The 22,943-nt window shown below is 50.3% G+C and carries 19 protein-coding genes and 27 tRNA genes; 7 read left to right on the plus strand and 39 right to left on the minus strand.

What is annotated here, in order from left to right; genetic code table 11:
- Window positions 1-119 precede the first annotated feature (119 nt).
- The 7 genes from ACSF8W_RS13980 to mtgA all read right to left on the minus strand — a co-directional run bounded on the left by ACSF8W_RS13980 (window position 120) and on the right by mtgA (window position 7,409).
- Complete coding sequence (locus tag ACSF8W_RS13980) at window positions 120-815, minus strand: lipid-binding SYLF domain-containing protein (protein ID WP_500847920.1); 696 nt, start codon at window positions 813-815, stop codon at window positions 120-122.
- Window positions 816-961: 146 nt separating this feature from the next.
- Window positions 962-2,521, minus strand: a complete 1,560-nt coding sequence (gene lnt, locus ACSF8W_RS13985) for an apolipoprotein N-acyltransferase (protein WP_500847921.1) — start codon at window positions 2,519-2,521, stop codon at window positions 962-964.
- A gap of 3 nt (window positions 2,522-2,524) precedes the next feature.
- Window positions 2,525-3,397, minus strand: a complete 873-nt coding sequence (gene corC, locus ACSF8W_RS13990) for a CNNM family magnesium/cobalt transport protein CorC (protein ID WP_500847922.1) — start codon at window positions 3,395-3,397, stop codon at window positions 2,525-2,527.
- Window positions 3,398-3,502: 105 nt separating this feature from the next.
- Window positions 3,503-3,967: an rRNA maturation RNase YbeY gene (gene ybeY, locus ACSF8W_RS13995; RefSeq protein WP_500847923.1), complete on the minus strand. Its 465-nt coding sequence runs from the start codon at window positions 3,965-3,967 to the stop codon at window positions 3,503-3,505.
- Complete coding sequence (locus ACSF8W_RS14000) at window positions 3,967-5,037, minus strand: PhoH family protein (protein WP_500847924.1); 1,071 nt, start codon at window positions 5,035-5,037, stop codon at window positions 3,967-3,969. The genes ybeY and ACSF8W_RS14000 overlap by 1 nt, the downstream gene beginning before the upstream one ends.
- An 83-nt stretch (window positions 5,038-5,120) precedes the next feature.
- Complete coding sequence (gene miaB, locus ACSF8W_RS14005; RefSeq protein WP_500847925.1) at window positions 5,121-6,545, minus strand: tRNA (N6-isopentenyl adenosine(37)-C2)-methylthiotransferase MiaB; 1,425 nt, start codon at window positions 6,543-6,545, stop codon at window positions 5,121-5,123.
- Between the two features lie 171 nt (window positions 6,546-6,716).
- Window positions 6,717-7,409 (minus strand): monofunctional biosynthetic peptidoglycan transglycosylase, encoded by a 693-nt coding sequence (gene mtgA / locus ACSF8W_RS14010; RefSeq protein WP_500848020.1) that lies wholly within the window; start codon window positions 7,407-7,409, stop codon window positions 6,717-6,719.
- A gap of 179 nt (window positions 7,410-7,588) precedes the next feature.
- On the opposite strand from mtgA, the gene ACSF8W_RS14015 reads away from it, so the two are divergent.
- Window positions 7,589-8,773, plus strand: coding sequence for a 2-octaprenyl-3-methyl-6-methoxy-1,4-benzoquinol hydroxylase (locus ACSF8W_RS14015; RefSeq protein WP_500847926.1), 1,185 nt, complete (start codon window positions 7,589-7,591; stop codon window positions 8,771-8,773).
- 298 nt (window positions 8,774-9,071) lie between these two features.
- Here the strand turns inward: ACSF8W_RS14015 and ACSF8W_RS14020 are convergent.
- From ACSF8W_RS14020 to lolB, 32 genes are all read right to left on the minus strand, one after another.
- A tRNA-Leu gene (locus ACSF8W_RS14020) sits at window positions 9,072-9,156 on the minus strand.
- Between the two features lie 44 nt (window positions 9,157-9,200).
- A tRNA-Gln gene (locus ACSF8W_RS14025) sits at window positions 9,201-9,275 on the minus strand.
- 43 nt (window positions 9,276-9,318) lie between these two features.
- Window positions 9,319-9,403 (minus strand) — tRNA-Leu (locus ACSF8W_RS14030).
- 56 nt (window positions 9,404-9,459) lie between these two features.
- Window positions 9,460-9,534 (minus strand) — tRNA-Gln (locus ACSF8W_RS14035).
- A gap of 41 nt (window positions 9,535-9,575) precedes the next feature.
- A tRNA-Leu gene (locus tag ACSF8W_RS14040) sits at window positions 9,576-9,660 on the minus strand.
- Window positions 9,661-9,727: 67 nt separating this feature from the next.
- Window positions 9,728-9,812, minus strand: a tRNA-Leu gene (locus ACSF8W_RS14045).
- A 56-nt stretch (window positions 9,813-9,868) separates the two neighbouring features.
- Window positions 9,869-9,943, minus strand: a tRNA-Gln gene (locus ACSF8W_RS14050).
- 41 nt (window positions 9,944-9,984) lie between these two features.
- A tRNA-Leu gene (locus tag ACSF8W_RS14055) sits at window positions 9,985-10,069 on the minus strand.
- Window positions 10,070-10,136: 67 nt separating this feature from the next.
- Window positions 10,137-10,221: transfer RNA gene (locus tag ACSF8W_RS14060), tRNA-Leu, on the minus strand.
- Window positions 10,222-10,251: 30 nt separating this feature from the next.
- A tRNA-Met gene (locus ACSF8W_RS14065) sits at window positions 10,252-10,328 on the minus strand.
- Between the two features lie 44 nt (window positions 10,329-10,372).
- A tRNA-Gln gene (locus ACSF8W_RS14070) sits at window positions 10,373-10,447 on the minus strand.
- A gap of 41 nt (window positions 10,448-10,488) precedes the next feature.
- Window positions 10,489-10,573: transfer RNA gene (locus tag ACSF8W_RS14075), tRNA-Leu, on the minus strand.
- Window positions 10,574-10,640: 67 nt separating this feature from the next.
- Window positions 10,641-10,725, minus strand: a tRNA-Leu gene (locus tag ACSF8W_RS14080).
- Between the two features lie 44 nt (window positions 10,726-10,769).
- Window positions 10,770-10,844: transfer RNA gene (locus tag ACSF8W_RS14085), tRNA-Gln, on the minus strand.
- 41 nt (window positions 10,845-10,885) lie between these two features.
- A tRNA-Leu gene (locus ACSF8W_RS14090) sits at window positions 10,886-10,970 on the minus strand.
- A 67-nt stretch (window positions 10,971-11,037) separates the two neighbouring features.
- Window positions 11,038-11,122: transfer RNA gene (locus ACSF8W_RS14095), tRNA-Leu, on the minus strand.
- Window positions 11,123-11,152: 30 nt separating this feature from the next.
- A tRNA-Met gene (locus ACSF8W_RS14100) sits at window positions 11,153-11,229 on the minus strand.
- A 44-nt stretch (window positions 11,230-11,273) separates the two neighbouring features.
- Window positions 11,274-11,348: transfer RNA gene (locus ACSF8W_RS14105), tRNA-Gln, on the minus strand.
- Window positions 11,349-11,390: 42 nt separating this feature from the next.
- A tRNA-Leu gene (locus ACSF8W_RS14110) sits at window positions 11,391-11,475 on the minus strand.
- A gap of 30 nt (window positions 11,476-11,505) precedes the next feature.
- Window positions 11,506-11,582, minus strand: a tRNA-Met gene (locus ACSF8W_RS14115).
- A 45-nt stretch (window positions 11,583-11,627) separates the two neighbouring features.
- Window positions 11,628-11,702: transfer RNA gene (locus tag ACSF8W_RS14120), tRNA-Gln, on the minus strand.
- 40 nt (window positions 11,703-11,742) lie between these two features.
- Window positions 11,743-11,827 (minus strand) — tRNA-Leu (locus ACSF8W_RS14125).
- A gap of 84 nt (window positions 11,828-11,911) precedes the next feature.
- Window positions 11,912-11,996, minus strand: a tRNA-Leu gene (locus ACSF8W_RS14130).
- 34 nt (window positions 11,997-12,030) lie between these two features.
- Window positions 12,031-12,107: transfer RNA gene (locus ACSF8W_RS14135), tRNA-Met, on the minus strand.
- Window positions 12,108-12,152: 45 nt separating this feature from the next.
- Window positions 12,153-12,227, minus strand: a tRNA-Gln gene (locus ACSF8W_RS14140).
- A 40-nt stretch (window positions 12,228-12,267) separates the two neighbouring features.
- Window positions 12,268-12,352 (minus strand) — tRNA-Leu (locus ACSF8W_RS14145).
- A gap of 29 nt (window positions 12,353-12,381) precedes the next feature.
- Window positions 12,382-12,458 (minus strand) — tRNA-Met (locus tag ACSF8W_RS14150).
- Window positions 12,459-12,776: 318 nt separating this feature from the next.
- On the minus strand, window positions 12,777-13,868 hold the full coding sequence (gene ychF / locus ACSF8W_RS14155) for a redox-regulated ATPase YchF (protein WP_500847927.1): 1,092 nt from the start codon (window positions 13,866-13,868) through the stop codon (window positions 12,777-12,779).
- An 83-nt stretch (window positions 13,869-13,951) separates the two neighbouring features.
- Window positions 13,952-14,542 carry an aminoacyl-tRNA hydrolase gene (gene pth / locus ACSF8W_RS14160; protein WP_500847928.1) on the minus strand — a complete coding sequence of 197 codons (591 nt, stop codon included), beginning with the start codon at window positions 14,540-14,542 and terminating at the stop codon, window positions 13,952-13,954.
- 170 nt (window positions 14,543-14,712) lie between these two features.
- Window positions 14,713-15,660 (minus strand): ribose-phosphate pyrophosphokinase, encoded by a 948-nt coding sequence (locus ACSF8W_RS14165; RefSeq protein ID WP_500847929.1) that lies wholly within the window; start codon window positions 15,658-15,660, stop codon window positions 14,713-14,715.
- Window positions 15,661-15,692: 32 nt separating this feature from the next.
- The gene (ispE, locus tag ACSF8W_RS14170) at window positions 15,693-16,556 is read right to left on the minus strand and encodes a 4-(cytidine 5'-diphospho)-2-C-methyl-D-erythritol kinase (RefSeq protein ID WP_500847930.1); all 864 of its coding nucleotides are present in this window, start codon (window positions 16,554-16,556) and stop codon (window positions 15,693-15,695) included.
- Window positions 16,557-16,564: 8 nt separating this feature from the next.
- Window positions 16,565-17,197, minus strand: coding sequence for a lipoprotein insertase outer membrane protein LolB (gene lolB / locus ACSF8W_RS14175; protein ID WP_500847931.1), 633 nt, complete (start codon window positions 17,195-17,197; stop codon window positions 16,565-16,567).
- Between the two features lie 245 nt (window positions 17,198-17,442).
- On the opposite strand from lolB, the gene hemA reads away from it, so the two are divergent.
- The 6 genes from hemA (at window position 17,443) to kdsA (ending at window position 22,812) form a co-directional block, all read left to right on the plus strand.
- Entirely contained in the window at window positions 17,443-18,705 is a 1,263-nt protein-coding gene (hemA, locus tag ACSF8W_RS14180) for a glutamyl-tRNA reductase (RefSeq protein ID WP_500847932.1), read from the plus strand.
- Window positions 18,706-18,784: 79 nt separating this feature from the next.
- Window positions 18,785-19,873, plus strand: coding sequence for a peptide chain release factor 1 (prfA, locus tag ACSF8W_RS14185; protein ID WP_500847933.1), 1,089 nt, complete (start codon window positions 18,785-18,787; stop codon window positions 19,871-19,873).
- Window positions 19,873-20,721 carry a peptide chain release factor N(5)-glutamine methyltransferase gene (gene prmC, locus ACSF8W_RS14190; protein WP_500847934.1) on the plus strand — a complete coding sequence of 283 codons (849 nt, stop codon included), beginning with the start codon at window positions 19,873-19,875 and terminating at the stop codon, window positions 20,719-20,721. Before prfA ends, prmC begins: the two co-directional genes overlap by 1 nt.
- Window positions 20,722-20,732: 11 nt before the next feature.
- Complete coding sequence (locus ACSF8W_RS14195) at window positions 20,733-21,113, plus strand: SirB2 family protein (RefSeq protein ID WP_500848021.1); 381 nt, start codon at window positions 20,733-20,735, stop codon at window positions 21,111-21,113.
- A 2-nt stretch (window positions 21,114-21,115) separates the two neighbouring features.
- Complete coding sequence (locus ACSF8W_RS14200) at window positions 21,116-21,928, plus strand: SirB1 family protein (RefSeq protein WP_500847935.1); 813 nt, start codon at window positions 21,116-21,118, stop codon at window positions 21,926-21,928.
- Window positions 21,929-21,957: 29 nt separating this feature from the next.
- On the plus strand, window positions 21,958-22,812 hold the full coding sequence (kdsA, locus tag ACSF8W_RS14205; protein WP_500847936.1) for a 3-deoxy-8-phosphooctulonate synthase: 855 nt from the start codon (window positions 21,958-21,960) through the stop codon (window positions 22,810-22,812).
- Window positions 22,813-22,943: the final 131 nt, after the last annotated feature.

A 22,943-nucleotide genomic window follows, 5' to 3' on the forward strand; every position in this document is an offset into this window, starting at 1 on the left:
CTGCGGCCCGTTTTTTGTTGTTTTATCTTTCCTAGTTCCTAGTTCCTAGTTCCTAGTTCCTAGTCACTCGTATCTCGTTTCTCGTATTACGTTTCTAGGTTTTAGGTCCCGCTCTTTTCCTACTCATACTGCACTGGCGGCTCAATCGTATCAACCATCACTGAGACAGGCTCTGCTGGTGAAGATGAATGGGATGACGGTGTGTGGGACGTGGATGGCGATGATGTGTGCCCCGTCGCTTGTGCCAGTGGTTCGAAGCTAAAGGTTTGCCCGGCAATGGAGGCTTCTACCATCACGCCCCCTTTGGCAAAGGTAAAAACAGAAATGCCATTGGTGTAGTTGGCATCCACATAGTTGTTTTTCCCAGTGCTGGCACTAAAGCCCGCTGTACCCGCTTTGGCTTGGGCGCCTTCATTGATGGCGACAGCAGAGGCTTGTGCGTCCAACTCTAAACTGCCATTAATGAAACGTTCGTAGGCGCGTTGGTCTTGGAAGAAGATCAATTCGCTGTAGGCTTGTCCGCCAAACTGCAAACCGAAAGAAAGCTGGAATAGTTTGGCTGAGCCAGTGAGCTGATGATGTTGATAAACACTGCCTGTGCCATAAGCGCCGCCGATCCAAAAGCCGCCTTTACCGACGGAGGGGAAAATCGCATAGCCATAAGCCGATTGGAAGAAAGGGTGCGTTTGCGGCGCGGCCTGAAATTGTTCCAGTGCGGCGCGGGTTTCAAGGCTTTCTTTCGCGAGAGAGCCGGAGGCCACACACAGCAGGGCGACCGCACTGAGCATGGTGAAGAGTTTATAGATGCTTTTCATCGATGCATTTCCCTTGAGTGCATGATCATAGATACCCTTCATACTAACAAGATGAAAAAAAAGGCGAAGAGGGTAACTTCACCTTTTTGTTCAATTGTCAGCCTAAGTTCAGGCTCTTGGGAATGCATCACGCATCAGAAACCGCATTAATCGTGATAATTGATTTCCGGTTGCTGATCGCGAAAACGTCCTTGCTGACGGCGTGCCAATACCCATGACAGGGTGAGTGACCACAACACATACATGTACAGTGGCCAACTGCCCAGCGACGTGAATGGCGTCATCCCTTCTGTTGGCGTTACTTTGGTACGCAGTACCGCGGTTTCAAACTGAGGGACTGAGGCAATGATATGCCCGTTATGATCCACTACGCCGGTTAATCCACTGTTGGTGGCACGCAGAAGGGGCTTACCCAACTCCAGCGCACGCATTTGGGCGATTTCCATGTGTTGGAATGGCCCAATGGATTTACCGAACCAGGTGTCGTTAGACAGCGTCAGCAGAAACTCGGTGTCGTAGTCCACGTTCTTGCGTACTTGCTCGCTGAATGCCACTTCATAACACAGTGCCGGTGCCAGTGAGTAACCGTTCGCTTCCAGGTTTGGCTGAATGTAATCACCCCGGCTGAAAGAGGACATCGGCAGGTTGAAGAGCGGTGCAATCGGGCGCAGTAAATCGCCGAACGGCACAAATTCACCAAATGGCAGTAAGTGGTGTTTGCTGTAGCGCTCTGCGTGTTCGTACTGGTACGGGCCGACCGCATTCACCCCAAGGGTCAGAATGTTGTTATAGAACTGGCCTTGCTCGTTCTGATCCAAGATACCCGTGATCACCGTACTGTGGTTGTTACGGGCCGCCGCATCGAGATTCTGCAAGAAGGTCGGGACTTGAGTCTCCAGCGCGGGAATGGCCGCTTCTGGCCAGATGATCAAATCTGCGCCCCAGTTTTCACGGGTGAGATCGGTGTATTTCATCAGGGTCGGCCAGCGCTGGCTGGGTAGCCATTTGGTCTCTTGCGGCACGTTGCCCTGGATCATCGCCACATCTACAGTTTTATCGGGATTGGGCACAACCCATTGTTTTTGTCCTGCAAGCAGGCTGATCCCCGCGACCAGCGCGACCACCATCAGTGGACGCCAGTTACGGTAATAGGCGGCACCCACAAGCGCGGCACTGCTTAATACTAAGGCGAGGGTGATCCCTTCGACCCCTAAGACGGGTGCAATGGCGGCATAAGGGCTATCGATTTGGCTGTAACCCATCCAGAGCCAAGGAAAGCCCGTCATTAACCAGCCGCGGATCCAATCGAGGATCAGCCAGAAAACCGGACCACTGAGCATGAGCTGGTGGAAAGGACGACCGCGGTTAAAGCGGTTGAACAGGAAACCAAATAGCGCGGGATAGAACGCGAGATAGGCGATCAGCAAGGCCATGAGGAACCAGCCCGCTAACCATGGCATGCCACCAAAGTTGGCGATGCTGACATGGACCCAACTGATCCCGGTACCAAAGAGGCCCAATCCCCACAAAAAACCGATCAGCGCACCGCGCTTAGGCGTTTGTTGGAGTAATAAGGCAAACAGAAGGCACAGGGAGACGAGTGCGAGGGGCCAATAATTATAGGGAGCGAAAGAAAGGGTGGCTAAGGCACCGGCTGGGACAGCCGCAAAGAGCTGTCCCAACTTCATTAGTGTTTTTTTTGTCATTCGTTATGATGTAGTCGTCGGTTGATGTGCTTCGTGAGGCACGGTCACTTGCAACTGAATCACTCGGCGGTTATCGGCAGACGTGACTTTGAATGAGTAGCCATCCAATTCAACGATTTCACCACGGGCAGGCAGGTGACCAAAGCTGGTCATCACTAAACCACCTACGGTGTCGACTTCCTCGTCACTGAATTGGGTGTGGAATATCTCATTGAAGTCTTCAATGGTCGCCAAGGCTTTCACCGAATAAGTATGCTTACTTAACTGACGGATATCCTGCTCTTCCTCGTCATCGAATTCGTCTTCGATTTCGCCAACGATTTGCTCGAGGATGTCCTCAATGGTTATAACCCCTGATACCCCACCAAATTCATCCACGACGATTGCCATGTGGTAGCGCTCTTCGCGGAATTCTTTCAGCAAGCGGTCTACGCGCTTACTTTCTGGCACCACCACGGCAGGACGTAACACTTCGTCCATGTCGAACGGTTCGCTGCTTGGCTGCAGGTAACGCAAAAGATCTTTAGCAAGGAGGATCCCTTCTACATGATCTTTGTCGTCGCTGATCACCGGGTAGCGGGAGTGCTGGGCATCAACAATTAAATCAATCAGATCTTCTAACTTCTGAGAACGCTCGATGGTGACCATTTGCGAGCGAGGGATCATGATATCGCGAACCCGCATCTCGGCAATTTCCATGACCCCTTCGAGCATGTCGCGGGTGTCGTGGTCGATCAAATCGTTTTCTTCTGAATCTCGAAATACCTCTACCAGGTCTTCGCGGTTCTGTGGCTCGCCTTGGAAAAGTTGGCCAATGCGTTCAAAGAAGGACTTTCTACTCGGACCTTCAGAATTCTGTGAGTTATCTTCGTTCATTGCTTGTAAGAATTTCTTCTCTATCAGTTAAGTGGCGAGTGCCACAAAGTAAGGTGCGATGGCCGAGGCCAAATCCGCACCCATTTATACGCGGTCGAGGGGGGATTATAGCTTTTCGGCAGCATACGGATCGGCAAAGCCCATCTTTTGCATGATTTCTGTCTCTAAGCTTTCCATTTCCTCGGCTTCGTCATCTTCAATATGGTCATAACCTAGCAGATGCAAGCTGCCATGTACAACCATATGTGCCCAATGGGCAAGGAGTGGTTTATCCTGCTCAATGGCTTCTTTTTCGACGACCTGTCGGCAGATAATCATATCCCCCAGCAAATCTAACTCGACACCCGGTGGACTTTCAAACGGGAAAGACAACACATTAGTCGGTTTGTCTTTGCCGCGATAGGTGTGGTTCAGGGTGTGGCTCTCTGCTTCGTCCACTAAACGGATAGTGACTTCGGCATTGGGTTGAAAAAGAAGAATCGCTGCTTCTAGCCATTGTTGGAAGTCAGCCTCAGTAGGCATGCCTTCCGTATTCTCAGTGGCAATTTGCAGATCAAGATAAATAGACATTAATGACTTTGTTCCGGTTCAATGACGGCCGGTTTGGCCGTGTGTTCTTCGCGGCGGCGTTGTTCGGCCAGCTTGCGTTGCTTTTGGTCTTCGCTTTCCCATGCTTCATATGCTTGGACAATGCGAGCAACAACAGGGTGACGGACAACATCGTCGGCCTGGAAGAAGTTAAAGCTGATTTCGTCGACGTTTGACAGCACTTCAATCGCATGGCGTAAGCCAGAGCGGGCACCGCGTGGTAAGTCGATCTGGGTCACGTCACCGGTGATCACGGCGCGGGAGTTAAAGCCAATACGGGTCAGGAACATTTTCATCTGCTCGACCGTGGTGTTCTGGCTTTCATCGAGAATGATAAAGGCATCGTTCAGTGTACGGCCACGCATGTAAGCGAGCGGAGCGACTTCAATCACGTTACGCTCAATCAGTTTCTCAACGCGCTCAAAGCCCAGCATTTCAAACAGAGCGTCGTACAGCGGGCGCAAATACGGGTCGACTTTCTGGCTGAGATCGCCAGGCAAGAAGCCCAGTTTCTCACCGGCTTCTACTGCTGGGCGGGTCAGCAAGATACGGCGAATTTCTTGACGCTCAAGGGCGTCAACCGCAGCGGCAACAGCCAAATACGTTTTACCGGTACCGGCAGGGCCAACCCCAAAGGTGATGTCATGGCGTACCATGTTGGTAATGTATTGGGCTTGGTTCGGTGTACGCGGTTTGATCACCCCTTTTTTGGTTTTGATGATCACTTCTTTGCCGTAAGGAATGCTCGACTCGGTCGATTGTTCGAGAACACCAGACCCTTTGATCGCAAGGTGGACATGGTCCGGTTCAATATCGGGAATGGTATTGCGCACGGGCGCTGTATCGACATACAGCGATTTGATGATCTCGACCGTAGCGGTGGCCGTGTGAGGCTGGCCGACAACAGTGAAACTGCTGCTGCGGTGGTTAATTTCAACACCCAAACGGCGTTCTAGTTGCTTGATATTATCGTCGAAAGGGCCACAAAGGCTGGAAAGACGCTGGTTATCGACGGGTTCCAGATTAAATTCTAAGGTAATAACTTTGCTCAAGATTGGCCTCTCAGTAGGGCCACCCAGTGAGCTGGGCGGCCTTGGGTTCAGGGCAGGTCTACAACGTATAGACGCACCACTTACTATGGAGTATATACGCCGACACCCAATTCATCTTCTTTGCGTGTTTTTTCCATCACTTCACTTGGTGACATGGCCACACGTAGATTCATTTCGGCTTCGGTACGTACAAGCTCACCGCGCAGTGTGTTGGTTTTCACTTCGGTGATTTTTACATCAACAAACTGACCGATTAGCTCAGCGTCACCTTCAAAGTTAACGATGCGGTTATTGTCGGTACGGCCGCGCAATTCCATGATGTTACGCTTAGAAGGACCTTCAACCAGAATACGCTGCTCAGTACCTAGCATCAGGCGGGCGTGACGCATCGCTTGCGTATTGATCTGGTGCTGCAGTTCATACAGACGTTCTTTTTTCACATCTTCAGCCAGATCACAAGGGTAATCCGCTGCCGGTGTACCCGGGCGAGGTGAGAAAATGAAGCTGAAGCTGATATCAAAATCGATATCGCGGATCAGTTTCATGGTGTCTTGGAAATCTTGATCCGTTTCTCCCGGGAACGCGACGATGAAGTCAGAACTCATGGTGATATTCGGACGCACTTTACGCAACTTGCGCACTTTCGACTTGTATTCAAGGATCGTGTGCGGACGCTTCATCATGGTCAAAATACGATCTGAACCGCTCTGTACAGGCAGGTGCAGGTAATCAGCCAACTCTGGGGTGTCTCGGTACACCTCAATGATGTCGTCAGTAAATTCAATCGGGTGACTGGTGGTGTAACGAATGCGGTCGATACCGTCAATCGCGGCCACAAGGCGAAGTAATTCTGCGAAGGTTGCTACGTCGCCATCATGCGTTGGACCACGGAATGCGTTAACGTTCTGACCTAGCAGGTTAACTTCACGTACACCTTGGTCTGCCAGTTGGGCAATTTCAAACAATACGTCATCAATTGGACGGCTCACTTCCTCACCACGGGTGTAGGGAACCACGCAGTAAGTACAGTATTTTGAACAGCCTTCCATGATTGAAACGAACGCTGTTGCCCCTTCCGCGCGCGGTTCTGGCATGTTGTCGAACTTTTCAATTTCAGGAAAAGAAATGTCCATGACCGGCTTATCATTCGATTGCGATTGCTTGATCATTTGCGGTAGGCGGTGCAAGGTTTGTGGGCCAAAGATCACATCTACATACGGCGCACGCTTACGAATAGAATCGCCTTCTTGCGTTGCTACACAACCGCCCACGCCGATCACAAGATCTGGCTTCTTGTCTTTAAGTGTTTTCCAGCGGCCTAGCTGGTGGAAAACTTTTTCTTGCGCCTTTTCTCGGATTGAACAGGTGTTTAGCAGCAGCACGTCTGCTTCTTCTGGGATCTCTGTTAACTCGAAGCCGTTGGCTGCATTAAGAAGATCAGCCATTTTTGATGAATCGTATTCGTTCATCTGGCAGCCCCAGGTTTTGATAAGCAGTTTTTTAGCCATGTCTAACTCTTCACTCGTCGTGTTTATTCATTGCATTCTACATTGCTTCACTGTGCTCTCAGGCCAGTTATTGACCATTAGCATTAGCAAGCCGCGTATTGTACTGCTTTAAACCCTGCCTGACTAGTTCCTCACCACCCCGAATAAATTGTGGGTTTACCGGCTGTCGCCTTAGGGCGTGAGCGGCTTCAAGGTTTGCTGTCCGAGTTGTCGCATTTGCTGGCGGATCCACTGGCTACGCTTGCGCACATACGGGGTCATGGGCGTGGGCTGCATGCGGTACGGGTTCGGCAGCACGGCGGCCAGTTGTGACGCTTGTTGGGCGGTGAGCTGCTTGGCGGAACGATTGAAGTAGGTTTGACTGGCCGCCTCAACGCCGTAAAGGCCGGGGCCAAATTCAATGACATTCAAATACACCTCTAGGATCCGCGCTTTGCTCCAGAGCAGCTCCATCCATAAGGTAAAATAGAGTTCGACGCCTTTGCGCAAAAAGGTGCGGGAAGGGAACAAAAAGACGTTTTTGGCGGTTTGCTGGCTGATGGTACTGCCGCCACGCGAGGGGGCTTGCGTGCCTGTTTGCTTGAGGATCGTCAAGATGGCATTTACATCGACTCCGTGATGGGTCGGGAAGTGTTGATCTTCCGAGGCGATCACGGCCAGCTGCATGTTGGGGGCGATCTGGCTGAGCGGTACCCAGTCATGGGCTGCCCGCGACGGGTAATCTTTAGGCGGAAATAGGGTACGGTAGATCTGCCAGCCCCAGACCGGCGGATTGATCACGATACCGCCAGCCACCAATAACGGCGGGATCAGCAGCAGGAGCAGGGTGAGACAAAGCAACAGACGTTTCAGGCGAGTCAACATAGCGGGCAGTGGGATCTCCAAAAGGGACGTCCGCGTGATGAATGCGGATAGATCACGGATAGCACAGTAGAATTTGTTATGATAACAGACTGTCTGATCGCGTTGTCTATCGCCATAACAGGTTTCGTGTTGGTCTGAATGACACGTTTGAATTTTGAGCATAACAGAAGAGAGCCGGTATGGAACAGTTTGATGTTGTCGTTGCGGGAGGCGGCATGGTTGGCGCTGCAACGGCCATTGGTCTTGCGCAGCAGGGCTTGCGAGTGGCGGTATTAGAAGGTCATGAGCCGGCGCCGTATTCGGCTGAAGCGCCGATGGATCTTCGGGTGTCAGCGATTTCGCCTCATTCGGTGGCGCTATTAACCCGCTTGGGCGCGTGGCCAGCCATGCTAGCGATGCGTTTGTGCCCGTATAAGCGGTTGGAAACGTGGGAGCACCCCGAGTGTCGCACCCGTTTTGATGCCGAGCAGATGCAGCTAGCGCAACTGGGCTATATTGTTGAAAACCGCGTTATTCAATTGGCGTTGTGGCAACAATTTGAGCAGTACCCGAATCTGACCGTGTTTTGCCCGCATAAAATGGTCGCCACCTCGATGTCAACGTCGGCTTCCAGCACGGTTGCAGACAATCACCGCGTGATCACGCTCGATGATGGCCAGCAAATTGCGGCGCAGTTATTGATTGGGGCGGATGGGGCTAATTCTCAAGTCCGTCAGCAAGCCGGTATTGGGATCACCGCGTGGGATTACCGTCAGCATTGTATGTTGATCAATGTTGAAACGGCCTTGCCGCAGCAAGACATTACCTGGCAAATGTTTACGCCACACGGGCCGCGTTCGTTCTTGCCATTACCGGGGCATCAAGCGTCGCTGGTGTGGTACGACAGCCCGCAACGGATCAAACAATTGTCGGCCATGAGCCATGCACAATTAGTAGAGCACATTGTGCACCATTTCCCCGCTGAGTTGGGCGAGATCTCTGTGCTTAATCACGGCAGCTTCCCGTTGACTCGTCGTCATGCGCAGACGTACCGTGCCGATCGTGTGGTATTGCTGGGCGATGCAGCACACACCATCAACCCTTTGGCTGGACAAGGCGTGAACTTAGGATTCAAGGATGTGGATGTGCTACTGAGTGAAATAGAGAAAGCAGGCGAGCAATGGGATCAGCCTGCGGTGTTGCAGGGCTATGAGCGTCGCCGTCGACCGGATAATTTGTTGATGCAATCAGGCATGGATGTGTTCTATACCACGTTCAGTAATGATTTGTTGCCACTGAAGTTTTTGCGTAATGCGGGATTAAAACTGGCGGAGCAAGCCGGGCCGTTGAAAAAGCATGTACTGAAGTACGCTATGGGATTGTGAACATGGCATTGTGAGTTTCCCTGTACGTGTGAACGGCCGCTGAGCTTTTCATGCCATTAAAAGAAAAGCCGAATGCGAAAGTGTTCGGTTTTTTTGCTTGTGATTTGCTTGAGCATAAGTGCGAGTGTAAAGCATGGGACAACACGATGTGTAACAGAATGCTATGTGTAACCGTGTGGTGTTTGCTGGTGTGTCGTGTGTAGAGGGAAAAACAGAAGGATAGAAATAGAAAAAGAAGAGAGAGGAAAATAAAACAGCAGATAAAAGAAAACCCACCAAAAGGTGGGTTTCTAAATGATGGTGCGGAAGGAGAGACTTGAACTCTCACACCTTGCGGCGCCAGAACCTAAATCTGGTGCGTCTACCAATTTCGCCACTTCCGCATACTTTTCGTTAATCATTGAAGATCGAACGTAAAGTGTAATGATGGCAGGTCTACCTGGATTCGAACCAGGGAATGGCGGCATCAAAAGCCGCTGCCTTACCGCTTGGCGATAGACCTACAGGTTACTTTTCTTCAAAGCTGCTCTCTTATTCAGAGAGAATGGTGCGGAAGGAGAGACTTGAACTCTCACACCTTGCGGCGCCAGAACCTAAATCTGGTGCGTCTACCAATTTCGCCACTTCCGCATGACTTACCGTTAAAGCTTGCCGTAAAGACAGAGTATTCAACGTTAAGTTAAAAATGGCAGGTCTACCTGGATTCGAACCAGGGAATGGCGGCATCAAAAGCCGCTGCCTTACCGCTTGGCGATAGACCTGCAGATGCTCTTTACAGAGACTTTATTAATCAGAGCAAGAATGGTGCGGAAGGAGAGACTTGAACTCTCACACCTTGCGGCGCCAGAACCTAAATCTGGTGCGTCTACCAATTTCGCCACTTCCGCATTCGGATGCTGCTGATTATTGCGTCAATTTAAGCGAACTTAAACAGACATTCTCTAAGAGAGAATATGGTGCGGAAGGAGAGACTTGAACTCTCACACCTTGCGGCGCCAGAACCTAAATCTGGTGCGTCTACCAATTTCGCCACTTCCGCATGACTTACCGTTAAAGCTTGCCGTAAAGACAGAGTATTCAACGTTAAGTTAAAAATGGCAGGTCTACCTGGATTCGAACCAGGGAATGGCGGCATCAAAAGCCGCTGCCTTACCGCTTGGCGATAGACCTGCAGATGCTCTTTACAGAGACTTTATTAATCAGAGCAAGAATGGTGCGGAAGGAGAGACTTGAACTCTCACACCTTGCGGCGCCAGAACCTAAATCTGGTGCGTCTACCAATTTCGCCACTTCCGCATTCGGATGCTGCTGATTATGTTCAATTTAAGCGAACTTAAACTGAGGTTCTTTCACGAAGAAAGAATGGTGCGGAAGGAGAGACTTGAACTCTCACACCTTGCGGCGCCAGAACCTAAATCTGGTGCGTCTACCAATTTCGCCACTTCCGCATTTTGTATTCGCCTTAGTTAAAAGGAGAATGGTGGCTACGACGGGATTCGAACCTGTGACCCCATCATTATGAGTGATGTGCTCTAACCAACTGAGCTACGTAGCCATTTTAGATTGCCGATATAATGAAATATCCACATTCATAAAATATGGCAGGTCTACCTGGATTCGAACCAGGGAATGGCGGCATCAAAAGCCGCTGCCTTACCGCTTGGCGATAGACCTGCAGATGCTCTTTACAGAGACTTTATTAATCAGAGCAAGAATGGTGCGGAAGGAGAGACTTGAACTCTCACACCTTGCGGCGCCAGAACCTAAATCTGGTGCGTCTACCAATTTCGCCACTTCCGCATTCGGATGCTGCTGATTATTGCGTCAATTTAAGCGAACTTAAACAGACATTCTCTAAGAGAGAATATGGTGCGGAAGGAGAGACTTGAACTCTCACACCTTGCGGCGCCAGAACCTAAATCTGGTGCGTCTACCAATTTCGCCACTTCCGCATACTTTCCGTTAATCATTGAAGATCGAACGTAAAGTGTAATGATGGCAGGTCTACCTGGATTCGAACCAGGGAATGGCGGCATCAAAAGCCGCTGCCTTACCGCTTGGCGATAGACCTGCAGATTGCTCTTTACAGAGACTTAATTAATCAGAGCAGAATGGTGCGGAAGGAGAGACTTGAACTCTCACACCTTGCGGCGCCAGAACCTAAATCTGGTGCGTCTACCAATTTCGCCACTTCCGCATTCGGATGCTGCTGATTATGTTCAATTTAAGCGAACTTAAACTGAGGTTCTTTCACGAAGAAAGAATGGTGCGGAAGGAGAGACTTGAACTCTCACACCTTGCGGCGCCAGAACCTAAATCTGGTGCGTCTACCAATTTCGCCACTTCCGCATTTTGTATTCACCTTAGTTAAAAGGAGAATGGTGGCTACGACGGGATTCGAACCTGTGACCCCATCATTATGAGTGATGTGCTCTAACCAACTGAGCTACGTAGCCATTTTAGATTGCCGATATAATGAAATACCCACATTCATAAAATATGGCAGGTCTACCTGGATTCGAACCAGGGAATGGCGGCATCAAAAGCCGCTGCCTTACCGCTTGGCGATAGACCTGCAGATTGCTTTTCTTCAAAGCTGCTCTCGTTTAAGAGAGAATGGTGCGGAAGGAGAGACTTGAACTCTCACACCTTGCGGCGCCAGAACCTAAATCTGGTGCGTCTACCAATTTCGCCACTTCCGCATTTTGTATTCGCCTTAGTTAAAAGGAGAATGGTGGCTACGACGGGATTCGAACCTGTGACCCCATCATTATGAGTGATGTGCTCTAACCAACTGAGCTACGTAGCCGTATTTAAGTTGCCGACTATACATGATAATCAACAGCTTTAAAAGTGGCAGGTCTACCTGGATTCGAACCAGGGAATGGCGGCATCAAAAGCCGCTGCCTTACCGCTTGGCGATAGACCTGCAGATGCTCTTTTCAGAGACTTTATCAATCAGAGCAGAATGGTGCGGAAGGAGAGACTTGAACTCTCACACCTTGCGGCGCCAGAACCTAAATCTGGTGCGTCTACCAATTTCGCCACTTCCGCATTCGGATGCTGTTACCAGCAAGTAACTCTGATTGTACGTTCAGTTTAAGGCAAACTCAAACTGACATTCTCTAAGAGAGAATATGGTGCGGAAGGAGAGACTTGAACTCTCACACCTTGCGGCGCCAGAACCTAAATCTGGTGCGTCTACCAATTTCGCCACTTCCGCATATCTTTTTTATTCGCCTTAGTGAAAAGGAGAATGGTGGCTACGACGGGATTCGAACCTGTGACCCCATCATTATGAGTGATGTGCTCTAACCAACTGAGCTACGTAGCCATTTTGGGTTGCTGACTATACTCGCAATCAACGACCTTGTAAAGATGGCAGGTCTACCTGGATTCGAACCAGGGAATGGCGGCATCAAAAGCCGCTGCCTTACCGCTTGGCGATAGACCTGCAGATTGCTTTTCTTCAAAGCTGCTCTCAATCGAGAGAATGGTGCGGAAGGAGAGACTTGAACTCTCACACCTTGCGGCGCCAGAACCTAAATCTGGTGCGTCTACCAATTTCGCCACTTCCGCATTTGTATTCGCCTTAGTTAAAAGGAGAATGGTGGCTACGACGGGATTCGAACCTGTGACCCCATCATTATGAGTGATGTGCTCTAACCAACTGAGCTACGTAGCCAATTTTTCACGTTCTTCAAGCCGTTCGCCGTAGTGGCTGTCGTCTTGGGAACGGGGCGCATTATGCTCATACCAGCGAAAACCGTCAATAGTTTTTTTGAATATCTTGAGAAAACACGCTTGTTCGGTGCTTATTTGGACGAACTGGGCGAATGCCATGCTCGGTTTGGGTTTTGGTGGTGAAAACCTAAGCAGATAAGCGGATCGCGAGGGACGGGAAAGGTGTGATAGAGGAAGAGGGATAATAAAAAATAAGCCAGCACGAAGGCTGGCTTATGAAGATTACGGGCTCAAAAGGTGAAGTTTTGAGCGAAAATGCTTATACGTTAAAGCGGAAGTGAACCACATCGCCATCTTGAACGATGTAATCTTTACCTTCTAGACGCCATTTACCCGCATCTTTCGCACCGTTTTCGCCACGGAACTCGATGAAGTTGTTGTAACCAACCACTTCTGCGCGGATAAAGCCTTTTTCAAAGTCAGTGTGGATAACACCCGCTGCTTTTGGTGCGGTTGCGCCAACAGGGATAGTCCAAGCACGTACTTCTTTCACGCCAGCGGTGAAGTAAGTTTGTAGGTTCAATAGCTCGTAACCAGAACGGATAACACGGTTCAGGCCCGGCTCTTCGATACCCATGTCCGCAAGGAACTCTTCACGGTCTTCATCTTCAAGCTCCGCGATTTCAGATTCCATTGATGCACAGATAGAAACCACGATTGCGTTTTCTTCTGCTGCACGCGCGGCAACTTTGTCAAGGAATGGGTTATTTTCAAAACCATCGTCATTCACGTTAGCAATGTACATGGTTGGCTTCAGCGTTAGGAAGTTCAGGTAGCTGATCGCTGCTGCTTCTTCTTTGCTTAGTTCGATAGAACGCGCCATGCCGCCGTCAGTCAATACTGGCAGCATTTTTTCTAGGACTTTGATTTCGAATTTCGCATCGTTATCACCGCCTTTTGCACGCTTAGCAAGACGGAAAATAGCACGCTCACACGTGTCTAGGTCAGCCATTGCTAGTTCAAGGTTGATGATGTCGATGTCTTCAAGCGGATCAATACGACCTGCAACGTGAATAATGTTGTCATTTTCAAAACAACGTACAACGTGGCCAATCGCATCGGTTTCACGAATGTTTGCTAGGAATTTGTTACCTAGACCTTCACCTTTAGATGCACCCGCAACAAGACCTGCGATGTCAACAAACTCCATGGTTGTTGGCAGGATGCGCTCAGGCTTAACAATTTCAGCTAGCGCGTCTAGACGAAGATCCGGCACTGGCACTACGCCTGTGTTTGGTTCAATCGTACAGAATGGGAAGTTAGCTGCTTCGATACCAGCTTTTGTTAAGGCATTGAACAGTGTTGACTTGCCGACGTTTGGCAGGCCGACGATTCCGCATTTAAAACCCATGGTGTTAAACCCTTTTGGTAATTATTCGGTGATACATTGCGGCAGTATAACTGCCACAAAGAATAAGTTGTGATTGGCTACAGTTATTCAGCTTTGAATGTATGTAGTCGGTTTTGCGCTTTGCTTAAGCCATCTTTGAGCAAAATATCCATGCAGCGTACGGCTTCATCCACCGCCGCATCGATGCACTCTTGCTCTTTGGCTGGTGCTTTACCCAGTACAAAGCCGGCAACTTTGTTCTTATCGCCCGGGTGGCCGATGCCGATCCGTAAGCGATAGAAGTCCTTATTGTTGCCCATTTTGCTGATGATATCGCGCAGGCCGTTATGCCCACCGTGGCCGCCGCCTTTTTTAAATTTAGCAACGCCTGGGGGAAGGTCGAGCTCATCATGTGCCACTAAGATCTCTTCTGGCTTAATTTGGAAGAAATTAGCCAGCGCAGCCACGGACTTACCGGAAAGGTTCATGTACGTGGATGGGATCAATAAGCGAAGATCTTGGCCATTGGCAACGATCCGGCCGGTTTGGCCAAAGTATTTCGATTCTTCTCGTAAGCTAATATTGTGTGCACGGGCCAGTTCTTCAACCACCCATGCCCCCGCATTGTGGCGGGTTCTAGCATACTCGGCACCGGGATTGGCCAGGCCGACTAATAGGCGAATGTTGTTACTCACGCTAGTCTCTCAAGTCTTAGGGGCTTAAAACGCGCGCTATGTTATACCAAAAGTGGCGCAATTGATATCTTAACCCCGCTTCGCCGTTGGGGGCGTGGGGCGAACTTATCAGCAGAATGAAAAACGCCCCGCACAAGGCGGGGCGTTGATATGCATTAGTGTGTCAGCGATCAGTGCTGAAACATCGCAGAGATAGACTCTTCGTTGCTGATGCGACGAATAGCTTCTGCCAACATGCCAGACAGGGTAAGTACTGATACTTTACCCGTATCCACGATTTCTTGTGTCAATGGAATTGAGTCGGTTACGATCACTTCATCAATCACTGATTCACGGATATTTTGCACTGCGCTACCAGAGAATACAGGGTGTGTTGCGTAAGCGAATACACGCTTCGCGCCACGATCTTTTAGCGCTTCAGCGGCTTTACACAGTGTGCCACCGGTGTCGATCATGTCATCAACGATGATGCAGTCACGGCCTTCAACATCACCAATCAGGTGCATTACCTGAGACACGTTTGCACGTGGACGACGCTTGTCGATGATGGCAATGTCAGTGTCGTCAAGTAGCTTAGCGATAGCACGGGCACGTACAACGCCACCGATATCTGGAGAAACTACAACTGGATCTTCAAGGTTTTTCGCTAGCATGTCTTCAAGCAGTACAGGGCTACCGAATACGTTGTCGACAGGTACGTCGAAGAAGCCTTGGATTTGCTCTGCGTGTAAATCCACAGTCAGAACGCGGTCAACACCCACGTTTGACAGGAAGTCAGCCACGACTTTAGCCGTGATTGGCACACGTGCAGAACGTACACGGCGGTCTTGGCGAGCGTAACCGAAGTAAGGGATAACAGCAGTGATACGGCCAGCAGAAGCACGGCGAAGCGCATCAATCATAACAACCAGTTCCATTAGGTTGTCGTTTGTCGGTGCACAAGTAGATTGAATGATAAATACGTCGCTACCACGAACGTTCTCATTAATCTGAACGCAGACTTCACCGTCGGAAAAACGGTTAACTGTTGCGTCGCCTAGAGAAATGTAAAGACGATCAGCAATGCGTTGCGCTAGTTCTGGTGTCGCGTTACCAGCAAACAGCTTCATATCAGGCACGGTGGAAACCTCAGGTTGCGTCCAAGTTGTAGTTACTGACTATCCGTAGAATGTGTGTTCAAGGCTGTCAAAAGAGGAGACGTGTTGACACCTTTTGCGACAAATCCCTGGAGCCAGTTAGGTAATGTATTCAGTATTGCATTGGCTTCTTGCTGCGTGGCGAATTCTGCAAACACACAAGCACCAGTGCCAGTCAATCTTGACGGCGCGTATTCTAACAGCCACGAAAGTGCCTTATCAACCTCGGGGTGCAGTGATCTGACGATTTTTTCGCAATCGTTTTCGTAAACCCCCGCCATTAGTGCGTTTAGCGCCCTTTTTTCACTGTCACGTTTTAACGCAGGATGGGTGAAAATATCGACAGTCGCGATGTTTACTTCAGGTTTTACCACCAGATACCATTTTTCTTCCGGTGTCGCTGGCTGCAATTTCTCACCCACGCCTTCGGCAAAGGCACTCATACCGCGCACAAAAACCGGTACATCCGCCCCTAAACGCAGGCCTAATTCGGCCAACGCATCCACACTGAGTTGGGTTTGCCATAAATGGTTCAGGGCAACCAGTGTTGTTGCGGCATCTGATGACCCCCCACCTAAGCCGCCACCCATGGGCAAAATCTTATCAATATGGATATCCGCCCCGGCTTGGATCCCCGCCGTTTGGCGAAGCAGATCGGCGGCACGGTAGATCAGGTTATCTTCCGTTGCGACGCCCTCGATGGCGGGTGTCAGGCAAATGTCGTTGCTGGTGTTAGCGGTAATGGTCAGGGTGTCACTGTGATCCAAAAATTGGAACAGGGTTTGTAACTCGTGGTAGCCATCAGGACGGCGTCCCGTGATATAGAGAAATAAGTTCAGTTTTGCCGGTGCCGGCCAGTGTGTCGTGCGGGTGATCATAATGCGCTCTAATTGATAGACCAAGTATGAATAATAAGGGTAATGCTAACCCCTGTGGTGCTCAGCACCATGCGTTTCGGCAAGGCCGGAGAGGTCGAATAATCATACTCGTTGTAGTCGAGTTGCCATAGTTTGTCGTTGATCTGTTTCGCCAGATAACCGACACGGCCAGCATCATTGAGCTGGTAGGTGTCAGCCGCCGTTGGCAGGCCAATCAGCCAATCACGCATTTGCGTGACCGGTAAGTCGATGCCAGTGAGTTGTTGCACTAAGCGACCCGCATCGGTGCCTTGAAAGGTTTTGCCTTCATTGTTAACCAGCGTGACGTGATTCGGGCGCGCATCCAATTTGAGCAAGGTGCTGCCTAAAAAATTGGTTAATAGCAGGTGATCATGACCGGGGTTGGTAGCCCAGATCAAATTAGCGCCAAAGCGTTGTTGGCCTTTGTAGCCCAGCTTGCCGTTGGCTTGGTAGTGATCGAGTTGACGCAGCGCTTGTTCGTGATCTTTCCATTGGGTGGGGGACGGGGCGGTTTGCTGTGTCGCGCACCCACTTAAGAGTGCCAGTAGGATAGGAATAACATAAAAATGGCGTTTGTGCGCCCAAGGCTGTGGGCGGGAGGGCCGCAAATGTGGCGTCATCGGCATCACTTCTTAATCAGGTATTGTGGGCAAACAATAGCGGTAAAAGCGTCAGATTTCCAATATCTTGACGTTTTACACTGTGTCTTTTTTCGCGGTATTTCAGGTCGATATAGGTGTGGGATGACTCAACAATTACTGAGTTATGCCATATTGATTAGGTTTGCGTTCTTTAATTAAGTTGGGGCATCAAGTAAAATCCGCCCTTAACCCTTTTTTCATCGGCGAAGTGGTACACCGTCTCCATGACATTGCTTGCACTAGGAATCAACCATAAAACAGCCTCTGTGGACTTGCGTGAACGGGTTGCGTTTTCGCCAGAAAAGATGGAGCAGGCACTGACCGAATTAGCAGCACACCCTGAGATCAACAGTGGGGTGATCGTGTCGACCTGTAACCGCACAGAGCTGTATTGTGACATTGCGCAGTCGGGCCCCGGTATCATGATCGACTGGCTGACCCAATTTCACAACATCAGTACAGAAGAGCTCATGCCAAGCCTGTACTTCCATGAAGAACAAGCGGCAGTTCGCCACCTCATGCGCGTATCGTGTGGGTTAGATTCACTGGTTTTGGGCGAACCCCAGATTTTAGGCCAAGTGAAACAATCCTACTCGGATGCCCGTGAGCGTGACATTGCCCATGGCATGTTAGAAAAACTGTTCCACAAAACGTTTACGGTCGCTAAGCGTGTACGCACCGAAACCGACATTGGTGGCAATGCCGTTTCTGTCGCTTTTGCTGCGTGTACACTCGCGAAACAAATTTTTGAATCATTGTCTGAAGCCACTGTGTTGCTAGTGGGCGCGGGCGAAACCATTGAGCTAGTGTCGCGTCATCTGGTCGAGCAGGGCTGTAATCGATTGATTGTGGCCAACCGTACGAAGGAACGTGCTGAAAACTTAGCGCGTGAGTTTGGCGCGGAAGTGATCAGCTTGCCGGAGATTCCTGAGCATTTGCATCGCGCTGATATTGTGATCAGCTCGACCGCCAGTCCGTTACCGATCATCGGTAAAGGCATGGTGGAAAAGGCGATTAAAACCCGCCGTTACCAACCGATGTTGTTGGTAGACATTGCCGTGCCGCGGGATATTGAGCAAGAGGTGGGCGAGATCAGAGACGCTTATCTGTATAGCGTGGACGACCTTCACAGCATTGTGGAAAAAAACCGTGAGCAACGCAAAGTCGCGGCAATCCAAGCAGAAGCGATTGTTAGCGAAGAAAGTGCGGCGTTCATGAGTTGGGTGCGTTCACTTGAAGCCGTGGACAGTATTCGCGAATACCGTTGCCAAGCGGATGCGATCAAATCGGATATGTTGGCGCGCAGTTTACAGGCGCTGGCTAATGGCGGGGATCCAGAAAAAGTGTTGACTGAGTTGAGCAATAAACTCACCAACAAATTGATCCACGCGCCAACACGCGCTATGCAACAGGCCGCCCACAATGGCGAGCCGGAAAAGCTGGCCGTGATCCGTGAGACGTTAGGGTTGGATGCCATTAAAAACTGATGGAAGCCCCATCCGTTATTCATAATAAATCAGGCAGAAAAGTGTTTTCTGCCCTAAGTGGAACACAGTAGAAACTCATATGAAACCTTCAATTTTAGTGAAATTAGAAACGCTGGTTGAGCGTTATGAAGAAGTCCAGCACCTGCTGAGTGATCCAGGGGTGATTGGGAATCAGGACCAGTTCCGTGCGCTTTCCCGTGAATATTCACAACTGGAGGAAGTAACCCAATGTTTCCAGGCGTATCAACAAGCGCAGGAAGATTTGGTGACGGCCGAGGAAATGGCCAATGAAGACGATCCTGAAATGCGTGAAATGGCGCAGGAAGAAGTCAAGGAAGCTAAATCAGAGATCGAACGTCTGGAAGACGAACTTCAAGTTCTACTGATCCCGAAAGATCCAAACGATGAGCGTAACTGTTTCGTCGAAATCCGTGCCGGTGCGGGCGGTGATGAAGCGGGTATTTTCGCGGGTGACTTGTTCCGTATGTACAGCAAGTTCGCTGAACGCCAAGGGTGGCGTGTTGAAGTGATCAGTGAAAGCCGTTCTGAGCAAGGCGGTTATAAAGAAATGATCGCGAAAGTGAACGGCGATGGCGCGTACGGCATCTTAAAGTTTGAATCAGGCGGTCACCGCGTACAGCGCGTGCCTGCGACAGAATCACAGGGTCGTGTACATACTTCGGCTTGTACGGTTGCGGTAATGGCGGAGATCCCAGAAGCGGATCTGCCTGAAATCAAAGCGTCAGATTTAAAAATTGATACCTTCCGTGCCTCAGGCGCGGGTGGTCAGCACGTTAACACCACCGACTCTGCTATCCGTATTACGCACTTACCGACCGGTACGGTTGTAGAGTGTCAGGATGAGCGTTCACAGCACAAAAACAAAGCCAAAGCGATGGCTGTGCTCGCGGCGCGTATCATCAAAGCGGAAGAAGAACGTCGTCACGAAGCAGAGGCCAGCACCCGTCGTAACTTGTTGGGCTCGGGCGATCGTTCAGACCGTATCCGTACGTACAACTACCCACAAGGTCGCGTCTCTGATCACCGTATCAACCTGACCATTTATCGTCTGAATGAGGTGATGGAAGGTGATATGAATACGCTCGTTCAGCCGGTGATCCAAGAGCACCAGGCCGATCAGCTGGCAGCGATGGCTGAGCAACACTAATGACACATTCAATTGACGCCCAGCTAAAGCATGCGGTGGAGCAATTGAATGCAGCGGGCTCTGAGAGCCCGCACATTGATGCCGCCGTGTTGTTGTGCCATGTGCTTGATAAGCCACGTAGTTATTTGCTGACGTGGCCCGAAAAAAACTTGGATGACACGCAATTGACCGCGTTTGAAGCGGTGATGGCGCGCCGTCTGCAGGGAGAGCCGGTGGCGTACATCGTCGGCGAACGTGAGTTTTGGTCGCTGCCGTTGAAAGTGGCGCCGCACACGTTGATCCCCCGCCCGGACACCGAACGTTTGGTGGAATTGGCGTTGGATAAAATCCCTGCTGGCCCATGTGACGTGTTGGATTTGGGGACGGGCACTGGCGCTATTGCGTTGGCGCTGGCCTCTGAACGTCGTGATATCGCAGTAACAGGGATTGATTTACGCCCTGAAGCGGCGGCATTGGCAGAAGAAAACCGCACGCACTTACACATTCCCAATGCGCGTTTTATGGCGGGCAGCTGGTATAGCCCGCTGACGGCTGATGATCGCTTTGCCGTGATCGTGAGTAACCCACCGTACATTGATGAAGCAGACCCGCATCTCGATCAAGGCGATGTACGCTTTGAACCCAAGAGTGCGCTGGTGGCGGATGACAATGGCTTGGCGGATATTCGCATTATCAGCGAGCAAGGCCGTGTGCATTTGCAGACGGGCGGCTGGTTGTTGATGGAGCATGGCTTTGAGCAAGGGCAAGCGGTAAGAGACATTTTACTCGCGTTAGGCTACCAGCAGGTGTCTACCGCACAGGATTATGCAGGCCTTGATCGTGTCACGATGGGCTGCTGGCAAGGATAAAAATCATGAATATGTATTTTGCAATGAAACATCTGCACCTCGTGGCGATTGCATTGAGCGTGCTGCTTTTTGTCGTACGTTACATCCTGATGATGGCGAATTCGCCACTGAACGATAAAAAGTTTCTGAAAATCACCCCGCACATTGTGGATACCGTACTGCTACTTAGCGGTGTGGCGTTGATCTTTATCACGGGTTTTATGCCGTTCACTGAAGCGGGCTCATGGCTGACGCAGAAGTTGAGCTGTGTGCTGGCTTATATTGCGTTGGGCTTCTTTACCCTGAAAATGGGCAGCAATAAAGTCTTTAAAACCTTTGCGTTCTTCGGTGCATTGGGGTGGCTGATGGCTGCTGCCAAGATCGCCATGACCAAAACACCGTTCCTGGGATAATCATGTTACATTTTGCCGAACAAGAATGGGATGACATGCCGCTGGTTGAAGGCGCATTAGCGATGACCGCGGCGGTTGAGCCGGGTTTCCCCCATGAATGGGTGCGTCTTCAATTAACGCGTTTAGCCGAAGAGGCCGAGCATGCGTTACTGGATGAACCGAATGCACAATTACGCCTTGAGGGGCTGATCCGCCTGTTCTACCGTGAGTGGGGATTCCAAGGGGATCACGAGCAGTATTTCTCGTCAGAGAATATTTATCTCGATCGCGTGCTTGAGCGCAAGAAAGGGATCCCGGTCAGTCTGGGAGCGATTTTTCTGTATCTGGCGCGACGCTTGGAGTTGCCGGTATTCGGCGTAGGCTTCCCGACCCAGTTTGTGCTTAAGGTAGAATGGTTTGATGCAGAGACGCAGTACATCAACCCGTTTGATGGCGAGTATCTGAGCAAGCGCATGATGGGCGCGTGGTTGAAAGGCCATCATGGCCCGTTTACCGAGTTGCGGGATGAATATTTCCTGACCTCAGACAATACCGACATTTTAGCGCGTTGGCTCACGGTGATGAAAAGTGCGTTCTTGCGTGAAAACCAATTTGCTGAAGCCTTACGCTGCAGTGATGTCGCGTTGGATGCCTTTCGGCCGGGGGACCCTCATGAAATTCGCGATCGCGGCTATATTTATCAACAGTTGGATTGCAGCCATGCTGCGATCATGGACTACGAATATTTTATCGAGCAATGCCCTGAAGATCCCGCAGCTGAGCTGTTGAAAATTCAGGTCGAAGAGCTCCACAAAGCGCCGCTGGTCTTCCACTGACAGTAGCGATGACAATCTAAAGAGAGAAGATGATGGAACAAAAAGTTGTTCGCGTTGGTGATATTGACGTTGCCAATGACAAGCCCTTTGTCCTGTTTGGCGGCATGAACGTACTGGAATCTCGTGATTTGGCGATGCAGATCTGTGAGAAGTACGTCGAAGTGACCGATAAGCTAGGGATCCCTTATGTATTTAAGGCGTCTTTTGACAAGGCGAACCGTTCATCTGTGCATTCATACCGTGGCCCAGGTATGGAAGAAGGATTGAAGATCTTCCAAGAGCTGAAAGACACGTTTGGCGTAAAAATCATCACTGACATTCACGAGCAGTATCAGGCACAACCTGTGGCTGATGTGGTTGACGTGATCCAGCTTCCTGCTTTCTTGGCGCGTCAAACTGACTTGGTTGAAACCATGGCGAAAACCGGTGCGGTGATCAACGTGAAGAAACCGCAGTTCATGAGCCCGGGTCAAGTCGGTAACATCGTTGAGAAGTTTGCTGAATGTGGCAACGAAAACATCATTTTATGTGAGCGCGGTGTGCTGCACGGCTACGATAACCTAGTGGTAGACATGCTGGGCTTTGACGTAATGAAAAAAGCGTCGAAAGGCAGCCCGATCATTTTTGATGTGACCCACGCACTGCAGTGCCGTGAGTCAGGTGGCGCGGCTTCTGGCGGTCGTCGTGAGCAGACGGTTGACTTGGCACGCTCAGGTTTGGCTACCGGTATTGCTGGCTTGTTCATGGAAGCACACCCAACCCCTGATCAAGCGCGTTGTGATGGTCCATCGGCCTTCCCATTGGATAAGCTAGAACCGTTCTTGCGTCAGTTGAAACAACTGGATGACTTGATCAAAGGTTTTGAAGCGATCGAAATTAACTGATGATGCCCTGCGATCACGCTGTTTAGCGTGGTGATGCAAGCAGAATAGTGATAAGCACCTCGGCAAGTGATTGCCGGGGTGTTGTTTTATTAATCAATATTGAGCGATTTGCCCCATTTTATAAAAAAACG

Source organism: Photobacterium sp. 270122K (assembly GCF_059941365.1).

What these genes read in the sequence shown, in the direction of transcription:
- ychF (WP_500847927.1), bottom strand. Translation starts at nt 13,868, where the DNA reads ATGGGTTTTAAATGCGGAATCGTCGGCCTGCCAAACGTCGGCAAGTCA.
- ispE (WP_500847930.1), bottom strand. Translation starts at nt 16,556, where the DNA reads ATGATCACCCGCACGACACACTGGCCGGCACCGGCAAAACTGAACTTA.
- lnt (WP_500847921.1), bottom strand. Translation starts at nt 2,521, where the DNA reads ATGACAAAAAAAACACTAATGAAGTTGGGACAGCTCTTTGCGGCTGTC.
- prmC (WP_500847934.1), top strand. Translation starts at nt 19,873, where the DNA reads ATGACACATTCAATTGACGCCCAGCTAAAGCATGCGGTGGAGCAATTG.
- miaB (WP_500847925.1), bottom strand. Translation starts at nt 6,545, where the DNA reads ATGGCTAAAAAACTGCTTATCAAAACCTGGGGCTGCCAGATGAACGAA.
- prfA (WP_500847933.1), top strand. Translation starts at nt 18,785, where the DNA reads ATGAAACCTTCAATTTTAGTGAAATTAGAAACGCTGGTTGAGCGTTAT.
- ACSF8W_RS13980 (WP_500847920.1), bottom strand. Translation starts at nt 815, where the DNA reads ATGAAAAGCATCTATAAACTCTTCACCATGCTCAGTGCGGTCGCCCTG.
- ACSF8W_RS14015 (WP_500847926.1), top strand. Translation starts at nt 7,589, where the DNA reads ATGGAACAGTTTGATGTTGTCGTTGCGGGAGGCGGCATGGTTGGCGCT.
- ACSF8W_RS14200 (WP_500847935.1), top strand. Translation starts at nt 21,116, where the DNA reads ATGTTACATTTTGCCGAACAAGAATGGGATGACATGCCGCTGGTTGAA.
- ybeY (WP_500847923.1), bottom strand. Translation starts at nt 3,967, where the DNA reads ATGTCTATTTATCTTGATCTGCAAATTGCCACTGAGAATACGGAAGGC.
- lolB (WP_500847931.1), bottom strand. Translation starts at nt 17,197, where the DNA reads ATGACGCCACATTTGCGGCCCTCCCGCCCACAGCCTTGGGCGCACAAA.
- kdsA (WP_500847936.1), top strand. Translation starts at nt 21,958, where the DNA reads ATGATGGAACAAAAAGTTGTTCGCGTTGGTGATATTGACGTTGCCAAT.
- corC (WP_500847922.1), bottom strand. Translation starts at nt 3,397, where the DNA reads ATGAACGAAGATAACTCACAGAATTCTGAAGGTCCGAGTAGAAAGTCC.
- ACSF8W_RS14195 (WP_500848021.1), top strand. Translation starts at nt 20,733, where the DNA reads ATGTATTTTGCAATGAAACATCTGCACCTCGTGGCGATTGCATTGAGC.
- hemA (WP_500847932.1), top strand. Translation starts at nt 17,443, where the DNA reads ATGACATTGCTTGCACTAGGAATCAACCATAAAACAGCCTCTGTGGAC.
- mtgA (WP_500848020.1), bottom strand. Translation starts at nt 7,409, where the DNA reads ATGTTGACTCGCCTGAAACGTCTGTTGCTTTGTCTCACCCTGCTCCTG.